Below are 17,363 nucleotides of genomic sequence, written 5' to 3'. Positions count from 1 at the left end.
TTTATCCGACAATAGAGCTGTCGATTCCGGCGCGCATGAGAAGGCTGGCGAAATCCTCAGGCAAAACGGACTGCCATTCACAATCCTTGCCGGTCGCCGGATGGATCAGCCCAAGTCGGTAGGCATGCAGCGCCTGGCGTGGGAATATCGGTGCCAGATGCGGTTTCCCGTACAGGGGATCGCCAACCAGCGTAAAGCCGATCGATTGCATATGGACCCGGATCTGGTGGGTCCGGCCGGTTTCGAGCTGGCAACGCAACAGACTGACCGGACGGCCATCCAGTGTGCCGGTCGCGATCCGCTGGTAATGGGTGACCGCCGGCTTGGCGCTGGCATTGTCAGTGACCGCCATCTTGATTCGATCACGCGGATGGCGCCCAATGGCCGCATCGATTTTTCCGCTGATTTGCGGCGAACCCCAGACCAGCGCCAGGTATTCGCGCTTGACAGTGCGTGCCTGCAGTTGCCTTACAAGGTCGGTTTGTGACTGCAGGGTTTTGGCGACCACCATCAGTCCACTGGTTTCCTTGTCGAGCCGATGCACGATGCCAGCACGAGGAACGCCCGAAATTGCCGGAAAATGATGCAGCAAGCCATTGAGCAAAGTGCCGGACCAGTTACCTGCAGCGGGATGCACCACCAGTCCGGCCGGCTTATCGATGATCATCAGTTCGGCATCCTCATGCAGGATGGAGAGCGGCATGGCTTCGGGCGTGAATGCCGTATCTTCGGGCGCTGCCTGCGGATGAACCACGATGGTTTCGTCGCCCAGCGCCAGCGTCTTGCCCTTTGCGGGTTGACCATCCACCGTGACGAAGCCGCCGTCCATCCATTGTTGCAGACGGCTGCGGGAATACTCTGGCACCAGTTGCGACAGGGCCTTGTCCAGGCGTACGCCGCAAAATTCCGGGGTCAGCTTTAATTCGATGGGCGCGACGTCGGGCGTGGCGCCCTCTTCATCATCGCCGTCATACAGTTCATTTTCGGTCAGGTTTGAGGTCAAAATCAGAGGTTTCTGTGAGTATCGCTTGAAGGAGTCGCCATCGGCTATAATCGTGGCCTTGTCCAGCCGTGCTCCTGCAAACGTTATGTATAAAAGATTGTTGAAAATCGCCGCTATCGCTCTTGCGCTATCCCTGTCAGGCTGCGGCCTGTTGCCGGACAAGGTGGACGAAACAAAGAATTGGTCAGCGTCGAGATTATACTCGGAGGCCCGGGACGAACTCAGCAGCGGTAATTATGAAAAGGCGATCCAGCACTTCGAAAAGCTGGAATCGCGTTACCCGTTCGGAACCTATGCCCAGCAGGCCCAAATGGAAATCGCCTATGCGCACTACCGCCAGGGTGAACAACCGGAAGCGCTGGCGGCAGTCGACCGCTTTATCAAGCTGCATCCGAATCATCCCAACGTCGATTATATGTATTACCTGCGTGGGCTGATCAACTTCAACGACCGCGTTGGTTTTCTCGACTTTTTGTCCAAGCAGGATCCAAGCGAACGCGATCCGAAGGCGGCGCGCGATGCATTCGATTCGTTCAAGCAGCTGGCGGAACGTTTCCCGAACAGCATCTACGCCAAGGATGCGATTTCACGCCTGAAGTATCTGGTCAATGCGATGGCGCAGTATGAAGTGCATGTTGCCAAATATTACTATCGCCGTGGCGCATATCTGGCAGCTGCAAACCGCGCGCAGGTCGCGGTAACCGAATACCGTGATGCGCCAGCAGTTGAAGAAGCTTTGTACGTAATGGTCAAATCCTATGACGCGATGGATTTGCCGCAGTTGCGTGACGACGCCGACCGGGTACTCAGGACAAACTTTCCGAACAGCGTCTACTTCAGCGGTGGTCCAACAAGCGACAAGCCCTGGTGGCAGATCTGGTAATACAGACGTTTGCCATACCCGCAATACAAACAAATAACCCCGCTGTGCGGGGTTATTTTTTTGTCAGCAAGAATTGCGTGGGCACATCCAGGGTTAGCCCCCATTTTGCAGGATCAGGCTTCCATGCGTCGCCGAAACACCCAGTTCCGCGCAGTTGAAACTGATGCATCGAAAGCATAACCATCGACATTGAATGCCTTCAGTTTTTCGGGCTGCGTCACATTTTTTACTGCCGCATAGCGCGCCATCAATCCGCGCGCCCGCTTCGCAAAGAAGGAAATAACCTTATATTTGCCGTTTTTCCAGTCCTCGAACACCGGCGTAATAATCTCTGCATCAAGCAACTTGGGTTTCACTACCTTGAAATATTCTTCTGATGCGAGGTTGACGAGTACCTTTGCACGGTGGCCGGCAATCTGGGCGTTCAAGGCTTCAGTGACAAGATTGCCCCAGAAAGCATAAAGGTTACGGCCACGCGCATTGGCAAGGCTTGTTCCCATTTCAAGCCGGTAAGGCTGCATGAGGTCCAGCGGCCGGAGTACGCCATACAAGCCCGACAGTATGCGCACATGCGCTTGCACATAATCCAGCTGCTTCACAGTAAGCGAAGGCGCATCGAGTCCTTCGTACACGTCGCCGTTAAACGCCAGCACCGCCTGTTTCGCATTTTTGCGGGTGAATTTGCGCGACCAGGAGGCATACCGGGTAACATTCAGCACTGCCAGCGCATCGGAGATGTCCATCAGCGATGATAGCTGCGCAGGCGACAGCGTCCGCAAGGCCTCGATCAGCTCGGCCGAATGCGAAATGAAATCGGGCGTTGAATGAAGTTCTGTCGTCGGCGGGGTCTCGTAGTCCAGCGTCTTGGCGGGCGAAATAACAATCAGCATTGAAAAATCAGCACTTCAGTAGTGTTTCAAGGAAAAGAATTGCGGCAATGATACAGAAACGCATCGTCATCGACACAAACGTCTGCCTCGACCTGTTTGTCTTTCGCGACCCCAGGTGGATCACGCTCCTGGATGCGCTGCGCAGCGGTGAGCTGGAAGCGGTTACCCGTGACGATTGCCGGACCGAATGGCTCATGGTTCTGGAATATCCCCATTTGCCGCTGGACGAGCAATCCCGTCCCGGCGCGATCTCTGCTTTTGACAGCCTGATTTCCTGCCTTCTGCCGAACGACATGCCGGGACGCAGCGACGTACGCCTACCGGTCTGTACCGATCGCGACGACCAGAAATTCCTCGAACTGGCACGAGATTCCTCCGCGGCCATCCTGATCACCAAGGACAAAGCGTTGCTCAAACTGGCCAAACGCACGGCCAGGGCGGGCATGTTTCAGATCATGGCGCCGGAAAAATGGATAGCGTCCTGGAGTTCTGCCCAGACAACACTTACTGCGCATGGTTAAAATATTATTTTTGCATTCCGCTGTGTCTTTACCGTCCTTATCATGAATATGCCCACTTCCGTATCACTTGCTCCCGACGCTTCCAACGTCCAACTGTTGTCGCTGCAGTCCCGGCTGCCGAATGTCGGAACGACTATTTTTACCGTCATGTCCGCATTGGCCGCTGAAAAAGGAGCTGTCAATCTTGGTCAGGGTTTCCCGGATTTCGACTGCGATCCGGCGCTCGTCGACGCGGTGACGGAGGCGATGAAGAGCGGATTCAACCAATATCCGCCGATGACTGGCGTCCCAGCCCTGCGTGAAGCGATCGCCGCAAAGATCGCCACCATCTATGGACATCGCTACAATCCGGCGACCGAAATCACGATTACCGCCGGCGCAACCCAGGCGCTGCTCACGTCCATCCTGTGCACGGTCCATCCCGGTGATGAAGTGCTGATCATTGAACCGGTCTACGACAGTTATGTGCCCGCCATTGAACTGGCCGGCGGCACACCTGTCTTTGTGCAGATGGAGGTTAGCGCTGAGGGATACGCCATTCCATGGCAAAAAGTTGCTGCTGCCATTACGCCACGTACCCGGCTGCTGATGATCAATTCCCCGCATAATCCGACTGGCTCGGTGATGCGCGAATCAGACATGCGCGCACTCGCCGATATCGTGCGTGATACCCGTATCCTCATCGTGTCGGATGAGGTCTACGAACACATGGTGTACGACGGCGCGCGTCATGAGTCGGTCTGCCGTTATCCCGATCTGGCCGCACGGTCGTTTGTGATCTCCAGTTTTGGAAAGACCTACCACGTCACCGGATGGAAAATCGGTTATGTGGCCGCCCCGGCCGCACTTTCCGCCGAGTTTCGCAAGGTCCATCAGTTCAACGTGTTCACCGTCAACACGCCAGTCCAGCATGGCATCGCCCGCTATATGGCCAACCAAAACGCCTATCTGGATCTGCCCGCGTTTTACCAGCGCAAACGGGACCTGTTTCGTGATGGATTGCAGTCTTCGCGATTCAAGCTGCTTCCTTCCGACGGGACCTACTTCCAGTGCGTCGACTATTCGGCCATTTCCGACTTGCCCGAGGTTGAGTTTGCAAAATGGCTGACCAGTGACATCGGCGTTGCCGCCATTCCGGTTTCGGCTTTTTACAACCAGCCGAAGGATTCCGGCATCGTCCGCTTCTGTTTTGCGAAAAAAGACGAAACCCTGCGAACAGCGCTCGAAAAGCTTGCCAGCCTGTGAAAAACGCCAAAGCTGATTAAAAATATCTCCTGACATCCAATCGTGTCGATCTGTGGAACGGTCTCAGGCAACTGGGTCCGCGTTCACGCCTACGGGCGTCCCTGCGACGCGGAACGACCTAATCCGAATTCCGCGCCGACGACCTCATGCATTACATGTCGATTACTTGCTGATGTTCTTCATCATCTCCACGTTCGCCTTGCGGTCTGCATTGACGCGTTGCGCGGCTGGGCGTTCTCCAAGCATCTTGACGTAATCGCGTGTCGGCAGATCGGCCAGCACATCTTCGCCATAAATGGTCTTCGATGCCATACTTACCAGGGGCAGGTGCACCATCCCCGCGCAATCCGCCATGGTGAATTCCGACCCCGCGACATAAGGTGAAAACTTCGCCAGCTTCGCAAATCCTTTCACATTGCGTTTGAGGAGCTTGAGCGTGCGTTCCTTGATCTCATCGGAGACCTTGCCGCCGAAAAAAGCCTCCGGATACAGTTCACGGGCCACCAGCTCGAGGTGCAATTCCATGAAGGTGATGAGTTCACGTACCTTCGCCGCCTGATAAGGATCCGCCGGAATCAGCGGCTTCTGCGGATAAACTTGTTCGATATAGTCCATCATGACCTGCGACTCGCACAAATGTCCATGATCGGTTTCGAAGAATGGCACTTTGCCCAGTGGCGAGCGAGCCAGCAGTTCCGGGGAGCGATCGGTCCACACCAGTTCTTCTTCGAAGTCCACGCCCTTTTCAAGCAAGGCAAATTTGACTTTGTTGTAGTAGTTGCTCATTGCAAAGCCGCATAATTTCAACACGCTGTCTCCTGATGTCTGGATGTTTTGGAGTGGAAAGCTTACCGCAGTCCCACGTATCTGTCTTCACCCGGCCCGGATTCCGGTATCGGATGACCGACCCGACCCATTTCGGCAATAATAGAGACAGCAATCCCGATAAACAGATATCACCCGATATAACCAGATCTATCCAGACTCATCCAAACTCGCCCGGCGACGCAGCGGGCTTTGATTCCGTTAAACAACCATCCTGACATGTCCGCCGAACTCCAAGCCTCTCGCCAAGACGCCACACTCATCCTGACAATTTCCAACCCCGGCGCAAGAAATGCCTTGCATCCCGACATGTATGCAGCAGCGATTGAAACGCTGTCGACTGCAGAGCGCGATGATTCGATCCGCGCAGTGGTACTCACCGGCGCCGACGATATTTTTTGTGCGGGCGGGAACCTCAATCGACTGCTCGAAAACCGCAGCAGGGACAAGGCGGTTCAGGCCGAGTCCATCGATAACCTGCATGGCTGGATCGAAGCCATCCGGGATTGCCCCAAGCCGGTCATCGCAGCTGTCGAAAACACCGCGGCAGGAGCCGGCTTTTCGCTGGCACTGGCTTGCGACATGATCGTCGCCGGCGCCTCCGCCAAATTCGTGATGGCCTATGTAAAGGTCGGCCTGACTCCGGATGGCGGCGCCAGCTGGTTCCTGTCCCAGGCACTGCCACGACAGCTTGCGACCGAGATACTGATTGAAGGCAAACCGATCAGTGCCGAACGGTTGCATCAGGTCGGTATCGTTAATCGTGTCGTTCCCGATGGGAGCGTGCTCGACGCCGCGCTCGGCTGGGCCGATCAGCTGGCCCAGCTTTCGCCGAACTCTGTCGAGCGAATCAAGTCCCTGACAAACGAGGCACAGCGTAATTCGCTGGGCCAGCATTTTGAATCTGAAAAACGCAACTTCGTGGAAAGCCTGCATCATCGGGATGGCCTGGAAGGCATCACCGCGTTTCTCGAAAAAAGAAAGCCGCATTACAAATGACAGCACAACAGCGACGTCGCATCTACCTGATGCGCCATGGTAGCGTGACCTACTTCGACGACCAGGGAAAACCCTTCCTTCCCGAGATGGTGCCCCTCAATGAACTCGGTCGTGCACAAGCCAGTGCGGCGGGCAAAGTATTTGCGCAGGAAGGCTTACGCTTTGATCGCGTGATCATCTCCGGCCTGCCGCGTACCGTCGAGACGGCCACGCGTGTGCTTGCCGAAACTGGGCAACAAATTGAACTCGAACGCTGGCCCGAACTGGTGGAACTGCGCGGCGGGAAGCTCTCCGCGATCCCCGATGAAAGTCTGAAGGAAGCGTTCGTTGGCGCCTTCGATGGCGTGGTTCCGGAAGACCGGCAATTCCTTGGCGGCGAGTCGGTCGGAGAACTCATGGATCGGGTACATCCCTGTATCGACCGCCTGCGCGAAGACAAGTCCTGGGACACCGTGCTGCTGGTATTGCACGGCGGCGTCAATCGCGCGATTCTTTCATATGCCCTCACCAATCAACGCATTTTCCTTGGAAATCTCGCACAAACCGCCGGTTGCATCAATGCGATTGACGTCGGAGAGAACCATGCTGACTGGGTGGTACGCGTGGTGAACTATTCGCCGATCTCTACGTTGCAGGGTGAATCCAGGCATACCACCATGGAGGTGTTGCTGGAGCAATACCTGAAATCACGTGGCAGCTAAAGCAGCTAAGCTGGTGCACTGGAAAGGCGTATCGAAAGACTTCCGGGCCATTTGAAATTTGAAAATAGAATAGTACGATCGTACGCTTTTAGCGGTAGAATGTGGCGATAACACTTTCCAGCAGTTCGCAAAGGAGACAAGATGTTTGAAGAGTTCATGGGCACACGGCCAGTATCGGAACGTCAGAAGTTCGATGTCGGGGCCATGCAGGAATACATGCGCCAGAACGTGGAAGGCTTTTCCGGTGACCTGACGGTTGAGCAATTTAATGGCGGCCAGTCCAATCCGACCTTCAAGCTGACCGCCGGCGGCAAACGCTATGTCCTGCGCACCAAACCCGGCCCTGCGGCCAAACTTCTCGCTTCAGCCCATGCCATCGACCGCGAATTCCGCGTGATGAATGCACTGAACAAGGCTGGCTTCCCCGCCGCGAAGCAGTATGCCCTGTGTCTCGACGAGTCCGTCATCGGCCGCGCCTTCTACATCATGGATTTCGTGGATGGCCGTGTGCTCTGGGACCAGTCACTGCCGGGCATGAGCAACGATGAGCGCGCAGCGATCTACGACGAAATGAACCGCGTCATCTCGCAATTGCATACCGTTGATTACGCGGCCATCGGCCTTGCCGACTATGGCAAACCGGGTAATTATTTCGTCCGTCAGATCGATCGCTGGACCAAGCAGTACAAAGCGTCCGAGACCGAAAAAATCGAGGCGATGGACAAGCTGATCGAGTGGCTGCCCAACAATATTCCGCCAGGTGACGACACCAGCATCGTGCATGGCGACTACCGTCTCGACAACATGATTTTCCATCCGACCGAGCCGCGCGTACTGGCTGTGCTGGACTGGGAACTGTCGACTTTGGGCCATCCGCTGGCAGATTTTTCCTACCACTGCATGAGCTGGCATATCCCGCAAGGCCAGTTCCGCGGTATTGGCGGCCTGGATCACAAGGCGCTCGGCATTCCCATCGAGGAAGAATACATCGCCAGGTATTGCGAACGCACCGGCAAGACGATCCGCAAGGAAGATTTCAATTTCTACCTGGCGTATAACATGTTCCGTATGGCCGGCATTCTGCAAGGCATCATGAAACGCTACGTGGACGGCACCGCCTCCAGCGAACAGGCATTGAAGTCCGGTAAATCGGCGCGTCCGATGGCGGAAATGGGCTGGGCCTATGCGTCCGGCCAGCACAACTGATTTCAACGAGACCAGCGACAACAACGAGTGTAAGAGTGTAAACATAGGGACTAACCCGAGGAGACATGATGGAATTCGAGTATTCAGATCGTTGCAAGCAACTGCAGGAAAAGCTGTTGAAGTTCATGGATGAACATATCTATCCGAACGAAAAAGCTTTTGATGAAGAAGTCGACCGTAACGGCCGTGAAAAAGGCAATCGCTGGATTCCCACCCAGCTGATCGAGGACCTCAAGCCCAAAGCGCGCGCAGCCGGTCTATGGAATCTGTTCCTGCCCAAGTCCACCCGCGCACCGGAAGGCCTGTCGAACCTCGACTATGCCCCGCTGTGCGAAATCATGGGCCGCGTGTCCTGGGCGCCGGAGGTGTTCAATTGCGCCGCGCCGGATACCGGCAACATGGAAACGATCGAGCGCTACGGCAGCGAAGAGCACAAGAAGCAATGGCTCGAGCCATTGCTGCGCGGCGAGATCCGCTCGGCCTTCGCGATGACCGAGCCGGCGGTCGCTTCCTCCGACGCGACCAATATCGCGACGCGCATCGAGCGCGACGGCGACGAGTATGTGATCAACGGCCACAAGTGGTGGATCTCGGGTGCCGGCGATCCGCGCTGCAAGATCTTCATCCTGATGGGCAAGACCGATCCCGACGCCCCGCGTCACTCCCAGCAGTCGATGATCCTGGTGCCGCGTGATGCCAAGGGTGTCACCATCAAGCGTCCCCTGCCGGTTTTCGGCTATGACGATGCACCGCACGGTCACTGCGAAATCCTGTTTGAAAACGTCCGTGTTCCCGCGTCCAACATCCTGCTGGGCGAAGGCCGTGGTTTCGAGATCGCACAGGGCCGTCTCGGCCCAGGCCGTATCCACCACTGCATGCGCGCCATTGGCGTCGCCGAACGCGCACTGGAATACATGTGCAAGCGACTGAATGACCGCGTTGCTTTCGGCCGCAAGGTGTCGGAGCAAAGCATCTGGCATGAGCGCATTGCCGAATCGCGCATCATGATCGACACGGCGCGTCTGCTGACGCTCAAGGCTGCTTACATGATGGATACGGTAGGCAACAAGCATGCGAAGGCCGAGATCGCGATGATCAAGGTGCTCGCACCAAACGTCACGCAGCAAGTGCTCGACTGGGCAATCCAGGCGCACGGCGCAGGCGGCGTGTGCGACGACTTCCCGCTGGCCGGTCAGTGGGCAGGCAACCGTACGCTGCGTATCGCGGACGGTCCGGATGAAGTACACCGCAACTCCATCGCCAAGCTGGAACTGGCCAAGCACATGGCGGTTCCTTCCCGCGATCTCGAACTGCCGATCACACGTTCGTAAGCGGTTTTCAGCTATACCGCGCTGCCCTGCAAGGACTGTCATTTCGCTGCATAATCAAGCAGCGTTTGACAGTCCAATAACAATCTGCAGGAGCATAAATGATCGACGTCTACTCGACAGCCACGCCTAACGGCCACAAAGTCCACATCATGCTGGAAGAATGCGGCCTCCCCTACCGTGTTCACCACATCAATATCGGCGAAGGCGACCAGTTCAAGCCTGAATTCCTCGCCATCTCGCCGAACAACAAGATTCCCGCCATCGTCGACGCCGACGGCCCGGACGGAAAGCCCATGTCTCTGTTCGAATCGGGAGCGATCCTGGTTTACCTTGCCAGCAAGGTTGGAAAGTTTCTCGGCAATACCGATCGCGAGAAATTCACGACCCTGCAATGGCTAATGTTCCAGATGGGCGGCGTCGGTCCCATGCTCGGACAAGCGCATCACTTCCGCATTTACGCCCCTGAACAGATCGAGTATGCGGTGAACCGCTACACCAATGAGGCGAGGCGGCTTTACGGTGTCATCGACAAACAGGTCGCAAAGGAAGGATATCTGGCGGGGGACGAGTACACCATCGCGGACATCGCGACTTTCCCGTGGCTGCGCTCATGGAAAAACCAGGGAATCGACTGGGACGACTATCCGAATGCAAAGCGCTGGTTCGATGAAATCAGCGAGCGTCCGGCGGTCCAGCGCGGTGTGGAAGTGCTTGCGAATCTGCGCAAGCCGCTGGCGGACGATAAGTCCAGGGAAATGCTGTTCGGATCGACCCAGTATCAGAAGCGCTAGGCGAACCGGGAACAGATAACAAGCGACATTGCGCGCGGTCGCCGGTTACGGCCACCGCGCGCATCGTCTTTCGGGATGGGTAAAAACTACCAGTAACGGCGAGAAATCGACTCTGCGATGCAGACCGGCTTGTCCCCACCTTCGCGTTCGATGGTCACGGTCCAGATGTTCTGCACGCCACCTTCAAATTCTTCAACTTCCTTGAGCACGATGCGTCCACGTACGCGGCTGCCGCTCGGCACTGGTGCCGGGAACCGGACCTTGTTCAGGCCGTAGTTGACACCCATTTTCCCGGCCGGGAAAGAGATGGCGCTCTCTACGATCATCGGCAACAAGGATAATGTGAGGAAGCCGTGTGCGATCGTGGTACCGTAAGGAGACTCCTTGCGGCAACGTTCTTCATCGAGGTGGATCCACTGATAATCGCCCGTGGCTTCGGCAAATTTCTTGATGCGTTCCTGTGAAACATCGAACCATTTCGTGACGGCGACTTCCTGTCCGAGCAGGCTCTTCAATTCTTCTACCGATGCAATTTCACGCATGCTCTCTCCGTTATTGTATTTGGTGACCGGGGTAAAGACTGGTCTGTGCCATGCACAGGCACAGCGGACATATTGCTGCCTTATTGCGGACGACGTCCGTACATCCCCATGCCCTTGACTGTCACAACCAGTTCGCCATGCTGGTTAACGGCATGCCACTCGGTCCTGACGATGCCGCGGTCAGGCTTGCTGGTCGAAGGACGAACTTCCAGCACGGTCGTAGAGACTTTCAGGGTGTCGCCGGGGCGGACTGGCTTGATCCAGCGGACTTCATCGACACCTGGCGAACCCATGCTGGCTACGTCGCGCAGGAATCCATCGACCATCATCCGCATCATCATGCTGCAGGTATGCCAGCCGCTCGCAATGATGCTTCCGTAGATTGATTTCTCGGCAGCTTCCTTGTTCACATGAAAGGGCTGAGGATCGAACTTGGTCGCAAAGTCGAGGATTTCTTCTTCGGTGACCGTTCGCGTTCCAACATCGATAGTCTGGCCTTCATGAAAATCTTCAAAATACCATTTGTATTGCGCCATTTCGATCCCGCTCCTTTTGCTGTCTTTGGGCTGTTTACCTGACGATTACGCTGCGTTCCTGAAATCAGGCTGGGAAGCGAAGCGTGCCAGATGATGGTCCGTATCGCCCAGCGTGAGTTCGATCATCGTCAATCGTTTGAAGTGATGTGCCGCCGGCAGTTCGTCGGTAACACCCATGCCGCCGTGCAGCTGCACTGCCTGCTGGCCGACAAACTTCAATGCCTGACCAACGCGCGCTTTGGCCGCGGAGATGGTGCGGCGACGCTCCTGGACGTCGCCCGACTCGGCCTTCACTGCTGCCAGTGTTGCCATCGAACGCGCCTGTTCCGTCTGCATGAACATGTCCGCCATACGGTGTTGCAGCGCCTGGAATTTGCCGATCGGCACGCCGAACTGCTGGCGTGTCTTCAGATATTCCAACGTGGCAGCATTCAGTGCATCCATCGCGCCGACTGCTTCCGCGCACAGCAATGCACGACCATAGTCTGCTGCCGCGTCGAGAATGTCCCAACCTGCGCCAGCCTTGCCCAGCAATGCCGAAGCAGGAACATGCACATTGGCGAAAACGATATCGGCAGCGCGCTGGCCATCGATAGTACGGTAATCGCGGCGAGTGACACCGCCTGCGTCCGCAGGAACCAGGAACAGCGAAATACCGTCGGTGTCGCGCTGACCGCCGCCGGACCGTGCGGACACGATCAGCTTGTCGGCCTGTCCGCCATGGAGCACAACTGTCTTCGTGCCGTTCAGAATGTAGCCGTCGCCATCCGCCTTGGCTGTGGTGGTGATGTCGAACAGGTCGTGACGCGCCTGCTTTTCGCCAAGCGCGGCGGCCAGTTTCAGTCCACCGCCTGCAAGCTGCTCGAGCAGCGCTTCCTGGCCACCGGACAGCTTCAAAAATTGTGCGCCCAGTACGGTTGCAAAGTAAGGCTCGACGACGAGGCCGCGGCCCAGTTCCTGCATCACGACCAGCATGTCGACCGCGGAACCATTGAAGCCGCCCTGCTCTTCAGCGACCGGCAAGGCAGTCATGCCCAGCTCGACAAGCGTGCCCCATGCCTGGTCCGATACGCCTTGCTCCGAATGAACGATTTTCTTGCGATGCTCGAAGGTGTAATCCTTGTCGATGAAGCGGCGCAGTGCATCCTTGAATTGTTGCTGCTCTGGTGTGTAATTAAAGTCCATGTCCGCCTCACAGTCCCAGGATCATCTGGGTGATGATGTTTTTCTGAATCTCGTTCGAACCACCGTAAATCGATGTCTTGCGGTAGTTGAAGTAGTACGGTGCCAGCGGAGCCGCGTCGTCGTCCTGAGTGATCGCGTGCTCGTGCTCGCCTTCGAGATAGGCGCGGTCGAACGGCAAGGCATACGGACCGACGGCTTCCACCATCAACTCTGTCAGCGCCTGCTGCACTTCAGTACCCTTGACCTTCAGCATCGACGCTTCCGGTCCAGGGCCGCGCTTGGCGCTTTCCTGCGACAGGACGCGCAGCACGGTCATTTCAAGGGCCATGATTTCGATTTCTAGGCTGGCGACCTTGGCGGCAAACATCGGATCATCGAGCAAGGGTTTGCCGTTCTTCATTTCCTTGGTCGCGAGACGCTTGAGGAACATCATTTCGCGCTTGGCGCGGCCGACGGCGGCGATGTTGGTGCGCTCATGTCCCAGCAGATATTTTGCGTAGGTCCAGCCCTTGTTTTCTTCACCGATCAGGTTCTCGACAGGTACCTTTACGTTGTCGAAGAAGACTTCATTCACTTCATGGTCTTCATCGAGCATGATGATCGGACGCACCGTGATGCCAGGCGTATGCATATTGATCAGCAGGAAGGAGATGCCTTCCTGCTTGCGCGCTGCCGGATCAGTACGCACCAGGCAGAAAATCATGTCTGCGTGCTGCGCAAGCGTAGTCCAGGTCTTCTGGCCATTGACGATGTAGTGATCGCCCTGGCGCTCGGCGCGTGTCTTCAGCGACGCAAGGTCCGAGCCGGAACCGGGTTCCGAATAACCCTGGCACCACCAGTCTTCGCAATTCAGGATACGGGGAAGGTAATAACTTTTTTGCGCTTCGTTACCGAAGGCCATGATGACAGGCGCCACCATGTTGACGCCGAACGGGAGAATGGGCGGCGTACCATAGGCGGCGCACTCTTCTTCCCAGATATGGCGTTGCACGGGACTCCAGCCAGTGCCGCCGTACTGGGTCGGCCAGCCTGTGCCCACCCAACCCTGCTTGGCGACGATCTTGTGCCAGCGGACAAAGTCTTCCTTCGAAAGACGCTTGTGGTTGAGGACTTTTTGCTGCAAGTCTTTTGGCAAGTTCGCATCCAGGAAGGCGCGAACGGTATCACGGAAGGCCAAATCCTCCGCTGTGTAATTCAAATCCATGCTGTCTCCTTGTAATCCCGGCTAAAAAGCACGACCGTTCTAAAACGATTATACAGCGGAATTTCCGTACGTGCCGAAATAATATGCGGCGCAATGCAGCATGCGGTGTTGATATTTCTGGGTGGACGGGTATTGCAGAACGCTCAGACGGTGAGCGTTAAGGCAGACGCAGAAGGTGCTGTTTGCGATGCCTGCTTAATGAACAGATTCCTTGGGCGGAACAGGCAGGGGGAGCGGGACCACTTCAATACCCTCTTCGCTCAACTCCTGGAATTCCTCAACTGAAGCGATGCCGCGAATTGCGCGCTCAGTCGTTTCCTTGTAATGGATGCGACGGGCCTCTTCTGCAAATCGCGTACCGACATCTTCCGTGCTTTCGACGACTTTGCGAATAAGTTCGACCAGTTTGACTTGCAGTGCGGGGTCTTCCAGAACTTGCGAGTCTGAATTCGACAAGTTCAGCCGCGGTGCCGATGGCATCCGGCTGATAGCGTGACTGTCGCAGAATGGGCAAGCGATGAGGGATTTCTCCGTCTGTGCGTGGAAATCCTGTTCCGAAGAAAACCATCCTTCGAAACGATGACCGGATTCACAGCAGAGGTTATAGACTTTCATGAATACGCAAGAATTGAATTAGCCGACAGTCGACTATGATCTATGCCTGGTTGATTGCTGCATACATCATCAGCAGACTGCCGGCCCGGGAGGTAGTCAGACTACCCCGCGCAATATTCTACCGTCTTCTTTTCGGGAACGTATAAGTCGCAGCAATGCGCTGGGACGCGCTCTCACGGTTTCAATCCTTGAATTCGAATTTCTGCTGGGCGCTGCTCAATATACCTGGAAGCTGTTGGGCCAGAAGAATCGCCTTTGCACGGCGGCGCGCGCTTTGGCTATCGATCGCGCCGGTCAGACGCTTGACACTTGCCTTGATCTCAACAACCTGTTCCGCTTTCGCCAGTCTTACCAGACTACGCAGGCTTTCGCGATAGAGATGCCGCTCGCGAGCCCCCGCCCCCTCACCCAAAGCCGCGGAAATCAAGCTCTCAATGACTTCATCCGAATCAAACTTTTTCTTCATGGCGCCGTATTTGCGAGTGAGTTGACGAAAAATCCAACTCTGCAATTTTGACAACTTTTCCATACGGAATGCTTGATTTTCCTCAAACGAAAAGCTTTTGAGAAACAGTTGCTGTAAAAAATGCCCGCACGGCTGGCAAAGCGGTGCGGGCAAACTTCTTGGGAGGCTTAAGGAGCCGATTTCATGGTAGATCGGGCATTTTTTGCCGATTTGCGTTTCCGCAATGAAGCGCTGTGCCTTCACGACGAACCTCAAATGAGAGGACCGGCACCCTTGCATGCATGTGAAACAACTACGATGCTTCAGCCAGCAGCGACTTTGACTGCAGATCTGCGTGGTAGGAAGAACGCACCATGGGACCAGAAGCAACGTGGGTAAATCCCATTTGTTCCCCAATCTCTTTCAACGCAGCGAATTCGTCGGGAGTGACATAACGCTGAACTGGTAAGTGATGAATACTCGGTTGCAAATACTGTCCGAGTGTAAGCATGCGAACCCCATGCTCTCTCAAGTCCCGCATGACCTTCTCGACTTCTTCAAGCGTCTCGCCCAATCCAAGCATCAGCCCCGACTTGGTTGGAACAGTCGGGTGCTGTTCGGCAAAACGCTGCAGTAGCCGCAGCGAACCTAGATAATCTGCTCCGGGACGCGCCTGCCGGTACAGGCGTGGTACCGTTTCGAGATTGTGGTTGAATACATCGGCCGGTGCCTTGCCAAGTACCTGGAGTGCCAGATCTACGCGACCGCGGAAATCCGGTGTCAGCACTTCAATCACAATGCCCGGGTTGTGGATTCGGGTCTGTTCAATGCACTCGACAAAATGCCCGGCGCCGCCATTCCGCAGATCGTCGCGGTCGACCGAAGTGATCACGACATATTTCAGGTTCATCGCCTGAATGGTGCGTGCCAGGTTGAGCGGCTCTTCCGGATCGAGCGCGTTTGGCCTGCCGTGTCCGACGTCGCAGAATGGACAGCGGCGCGTACAGATGTCACCCATGATCATGAATGTCGCAGTGCCACCTTTGAAGCACTCGCCAAGATTCGGGCAGTTGGCTTCCTCGCATACCGTATGAAGCTTGTTTTCCCGCAGGATGGCCTTAAGGCGCTGCACTTCTCGCGTGCCGGTGAACTCGGCACGAATCCATTTCGGTTTGCGCAGGAGCTGTGCCGGCTCCGTCGGTACGATTTTGATGGGAATGCGCGCCATCTTTTCCGCGCCGCGCATTTTTTCGCCGGCCTGGACCGGTTTCACCGTCGCCTTGGAGTCGTTCATTGTCTTGCCTCAACCACGATAATAACGCTGGGGGATGAATGGCGTATTTGCCACTTCAACGGCGATCGGCTTGCCGCGCACAATCGCATTCAGGGCGGTACCCGGTGATGCCAAAGACGACTCAAGATAGCCCATCGCGACTGGGCCGCCAACCGTCGGGCCGAAACCGCCGCTGGTGACCTTGCCGATAATGCGGCCGTTACCGTCTGCCAGTTCGGCGCCTTCACGCACCGGCATGCGATCCTTGACCAGCAGCCCGACTCGCTTGCGCTGCACGCCTTCCGCAAGCTGCCGCAAAATGATGTCTGCCCCCGGATATCCGCCAGGTCTTGCGCCATCCGCACGGCGCGCTTTCGACAGCGCCCACCCCAGGCTCGCTTCGACAGGTGTGGTTGTAGCATCCATGTCGTGACCATAGAGGCACAGCCCTGCCTCTAGCCGTAGTGAATCTCGGGCCCCGAGACCGATCGGGGCGACTTCGGGTTGTGCGAGCAGGAGACGAGCGACATCTTCCGCCTTATCGTTCGGTACCGAAATCTCAAAACCATCTTCACCGGTATAGCCGGAACGGCTGATAAAACATTCGGCGCCTGCCAGCGTCACCCTGCCGGTATTCATGAAAATCATTGCGGCAGTCTGCGGAGCGAGTCGCGCCATGACCGCTGCGGCTGCCGGTCCTTGTAGCGCCAGTAAAGCCCGGTCGCCAAGCACAGTGATGTCACAGCGGTCGGAAAGATGCGTGTGGAGATGCGCGATATCCTGCTCCTTGCACGCCGCGTTGACGACGACGAACAGATGGTCGCCGCCATTCGATACCATGATGTCGTCCAGTATGCCACCCTGCTCGTTGGTGAACATGGCATAGCGTTGCATGCCGACCGGTAGGCCGACAATATCTACGGGCACCAGGGATTCCAGCACTGCGGCCGCGTCCGCACCACCAAGACGCACCTGGCCCATGTGCGACACATCAAAAAGTCCTGCCTGCGTCCGTGTATGCGCATGCTCCTTCAAAACGCCGGTCGGATACTGGACAGGCATTTCATAGCCTGCGAAGGGAACCATTTTCGCGCCAAGTTCCAAATGCAGGTTGTAGAGCGGCGTGCGTGCCAGAGGCTTTGTTGTGGTGTCCATGAATTGTCTTCCT

19 protein-coding genes are annotated in these 17,363 nt (G+C 56.3%); 8 read left to right on the top strand and 11 right to left on the bottom strand.

Annotated features, from left to right (window positions below; translation table 11 throughout):
• Window position 1: 1 nt before the first annotated feature.
• Window positions 2-1,003 (bottom strand): RluA family pseudouridine synthase, encoded by a 1,002-nt coding sequence (locus tag ASE07_RS23245; protein WP_156396931.1) that lies wholly within the window; start codon window positions 1,001-1,003, stop codon window positions 2-4.
• An 85-nt stretch (window positions 1,004-1,088) separates the two neighbouring features.
• On the opposite strand from ASE07_RS23245, the gene ASE07_RS23240 reads away from it, so the two are divergent.
• Window positions 1,089-1,886 (top strand): outer membrane protein assembly factor BamD, encoded by a 798-nt coding sequence (locus ASE07_RS23240; protein WP_057293201.1) that lies wholly within the window; start codon window positions 1,089-1,091, stop codon window positions 1,884-1,886.
• A gap of 113 nt (window positions 1,887-1,999) precedes the next feature.
• Here the strand turns inward: ASE07_RS23240 and yaaA are convergent, their stop codons facing one another.
• Complete coding sequence (gene yaaA / locus ASE07_RS23235) at window positions 2,000-2,776, bottom strand: peroxide stress protein YaaA (protein ID WP_057293200.1); 777 nt, start codon at window positions 2,774-2,776, stop codon at window positions 2,000-2,002.
• 47 nt (window positions 2,777-2,823) lie between these two features.
• Between yaaA and ASE07_RS23230 the strand changes: the two genes are divergently transcribed.
• The gene (locus ASE07_RS23230) at window positions 2,824-3,297 is read left to right on the top strand and encodes a putative toxin-antitoxin system toxin component, PIN family (RefSeq protein WP_057293199.1); all 474 of its coding nucleotides are present in this window, start codon (window positions 2,824-2,826) and stop codon (window positions 3,295-3,297) included.
• 48 nt (window positions 3,298-3,345) lie between these two features.
• Window positions 3,346-4,542: a pyridoxal phosphate-dependent aminotransferase gene (locus ASE07_RS23225; RefSeq protein ID WP_235548598.1), complete on the top strand. Its 1,197-nt coding sequence runs from the start codon at window positions 3,346-3,348 to the stop codon at window positions 4,540-4,542.
• A gap of 162 nt (window positions 4,543-4,704) precedes the next feature.
• Here the strand turns inward: ASE07_RS23225 and ASE07_RS23220 are convergent, their stop codons facing one another.
• Complete coding sequence (locus tag ASE07_RS23220) at window positions 4,705-5,352, bottom strand: glutathione S-transferase (RefSeq protein ID WP_057293197.1); 648 nt, start codon at window positions 5,350-5,352, stop codon at window positions 4,705-4,707.
• 234 nt (window positions 5,353-5,586) lie between these two features.
• Between ASE07_RS23220 and ASE07_RS23215 the strand changes: the two genes are divergently transcribed.
• The 5 genes from ASE07_RS23215 (at window position 5,587) to ASE07_RS23195 (ending at window position 10,395) form a co-directional block, all read left to right on the top strand.
• Window positions 5,587-6,366, top strand: coding sequence for an oxepin-CoA hydrolase, alternative type (locus ASE07_RS23215; RefSeq protein WP_057293196.1), 780 nt, complete (start codon window positions 5,587-5,589; stop codon window positions 6,364-6,366).
• Window positions 6,363-7,067 carry a histidine phosphatase family protein gene (locus tag ASE07_RS23210; RefSeq protein WP_057293195.1) on the top strand — a complete coding sequence of 235 codons (705 nt, stop codon included), beginning with the start codon at window positions 6,363-6,365 and terminating at the stop codon, window positions 7,065-7,067. The genes ASE07_RS23215 and ASE07_RS23210 overlap by 4 nt, the downstream gene beginning before the upstream one ends.
• 141 nt (window positions 7,068-7,208) lie before the next feature.
• Window positions 7,209-8,273, top strand: a complete 1,065-nt coding sequence (locus ASE07_RS23205; RefSeq protein WP_057293194.1) for a phosphotransferase family protein — start codon at window positions 7,209-7,211, stop codon at window positions 8,271-8,273.
• A 68-nt stretch (window positions 8,274-8,341) separates the two neighbouring features.
• Entirely contained in the window at window positions 8,342-9,604 is a 1,263-nt protein-coding gene (locus ASE07_RS23200) for an acyl-CoA dehydrogenase family protein (protein WP_057293193.1), read from the top strand.
• A gap of 98 nt (window positions 9,605-9,702) precedes the next feature.
• A complete protein-coding gene (locus ASE07_RS23195) occupies window positions 9,703-10,395 on the top strand; it encodes a glutathione binding-like protein (protein WP_057293192.1) in 693 nt (230 codons plus the stop codon).
• 86 nt (window positions 10,396-10,481) lie between these two features.
• Here ASE07_RS23195 and ASE07_RS23190 read toward each other — a convergent pair whose 3' ends face one another.
• From ASE07_RS23190 to gcvT, 8 genes are all read right to left on the bottom strand, one after another.
• The gene (locus ASE07_RS23190; protein ID WP_057293191.1) at window positions 10,482-10,937 is read right to left on the bottom strand and encodes a MaoC family dehydratase; all 456 of its coding nucleotides are present in this window, start codon (window positions 10,935-10,937) and stop codon (window positions 10,482-10,484) included.
• 80 nt (window positions 10,938-11,017) lie between these two features.
• Window positions 11,018-11,473: a MaoC family dehydratase gene (locus ASE07_RS23185; RefSeq protein ID WP_057293190.1), complete on the bottom strand. Its 456-nt coding sequence runs from the start codon at window positions 11,471-11,473 to the stop codon at window positions 11,018-11,020.
• 45 nt (window positions 11,474-11,518) lie between these two features.
• A complete protein-coding gene (locus ASE07_RS23180) occupies window positions 11,519-12,658 on the bottom strand; it encodes an acyl-CoA dehydrogenase family protein (RefSeq protein ID WP_057293189.1) in 1,140 nt (379 codons plus the stop codon).
• Window positions 12,659-12,665: 7 nt separating this feature from the next.
• Window positions 12,666-13,862 carry an acyl-CoA dehydrogenase family protein gene (locus tag ASE07_RS23175; protein WP_057293188.1) on the bottom strand — a complete coding sequence of 399 codons (1,197 nt, stop codon included), beginning with the start codon at window positions 13,860-13,862 and terminating at the stop codon, window positions 12,666-12,668.
• A gap of 195 nt (window positions 13,863-14,057) precedes the next feature.
• Window positions 14,058-14,477, bottom strand: coding sequence for a DUF1178 family protein (locus tag ASE07_RS23170; RefSeq protein WP_057293187.1), 420 nt, complete (start codon window positions 14,475-14,477; stop codon window positions 14,058-14,060).
• A 181-nt stretch (window positions 14,478-14,658) separates the two neighbouring features.
• On the bottom strand, window positions 14,659-15,186 hold the full coding sequence (locus ASE07_RS23165; RefSeq protein ID WP_057293186.1) for a hypothetical protein: 528 nt from the start codon (window positions 15,184-15,186) through the stop codon (window positions 14,659-14,661).
• Window positions 15,187-15,235: 49 nt separating this feature from the next.
• Window positions 15,236-16,216, bottom strand: coding sequence for a lipoyl synthase (gene lipA / locus ASE07_RS23160; protein ID WP_057293185.1), 981 nt, complete (start codon window positions 16,214-16,216; stop codon window positions 15,236-15,238).
• 9 nt (window positions 16,217-16,225) lie between these two features.
• Window positions 16,226-17,350 (bottom strand): glycine cleavage system aminomethyltransferase GcvT, encoded by a 1,125-nt coding sequence (gene gcvT / locus ASE07_RS23155; RefSeq protein WP_057293184.1) that lies wholly within the window; start codon window positions 17,348-17,350, stop codon window positions 16,226-16,228.
• Window positions 17,351-17,363: the final 13 nt, after the last annotated feature.

This window comes from Noviherbaspirillum sp. Root189 (genome assembly GCF_001428545.1).
Taxonomy (GTDB): Bacteria; Pseudomonadota; Gammaproteobacteria; order Burkholderiales; family Burkholderiaceae_D; genus Noviherbaspirillum.
Note: the sequence above shows the minus strand (reverse complement) of the source record. Positions and strands in the feature narration are given on the sequence as shown.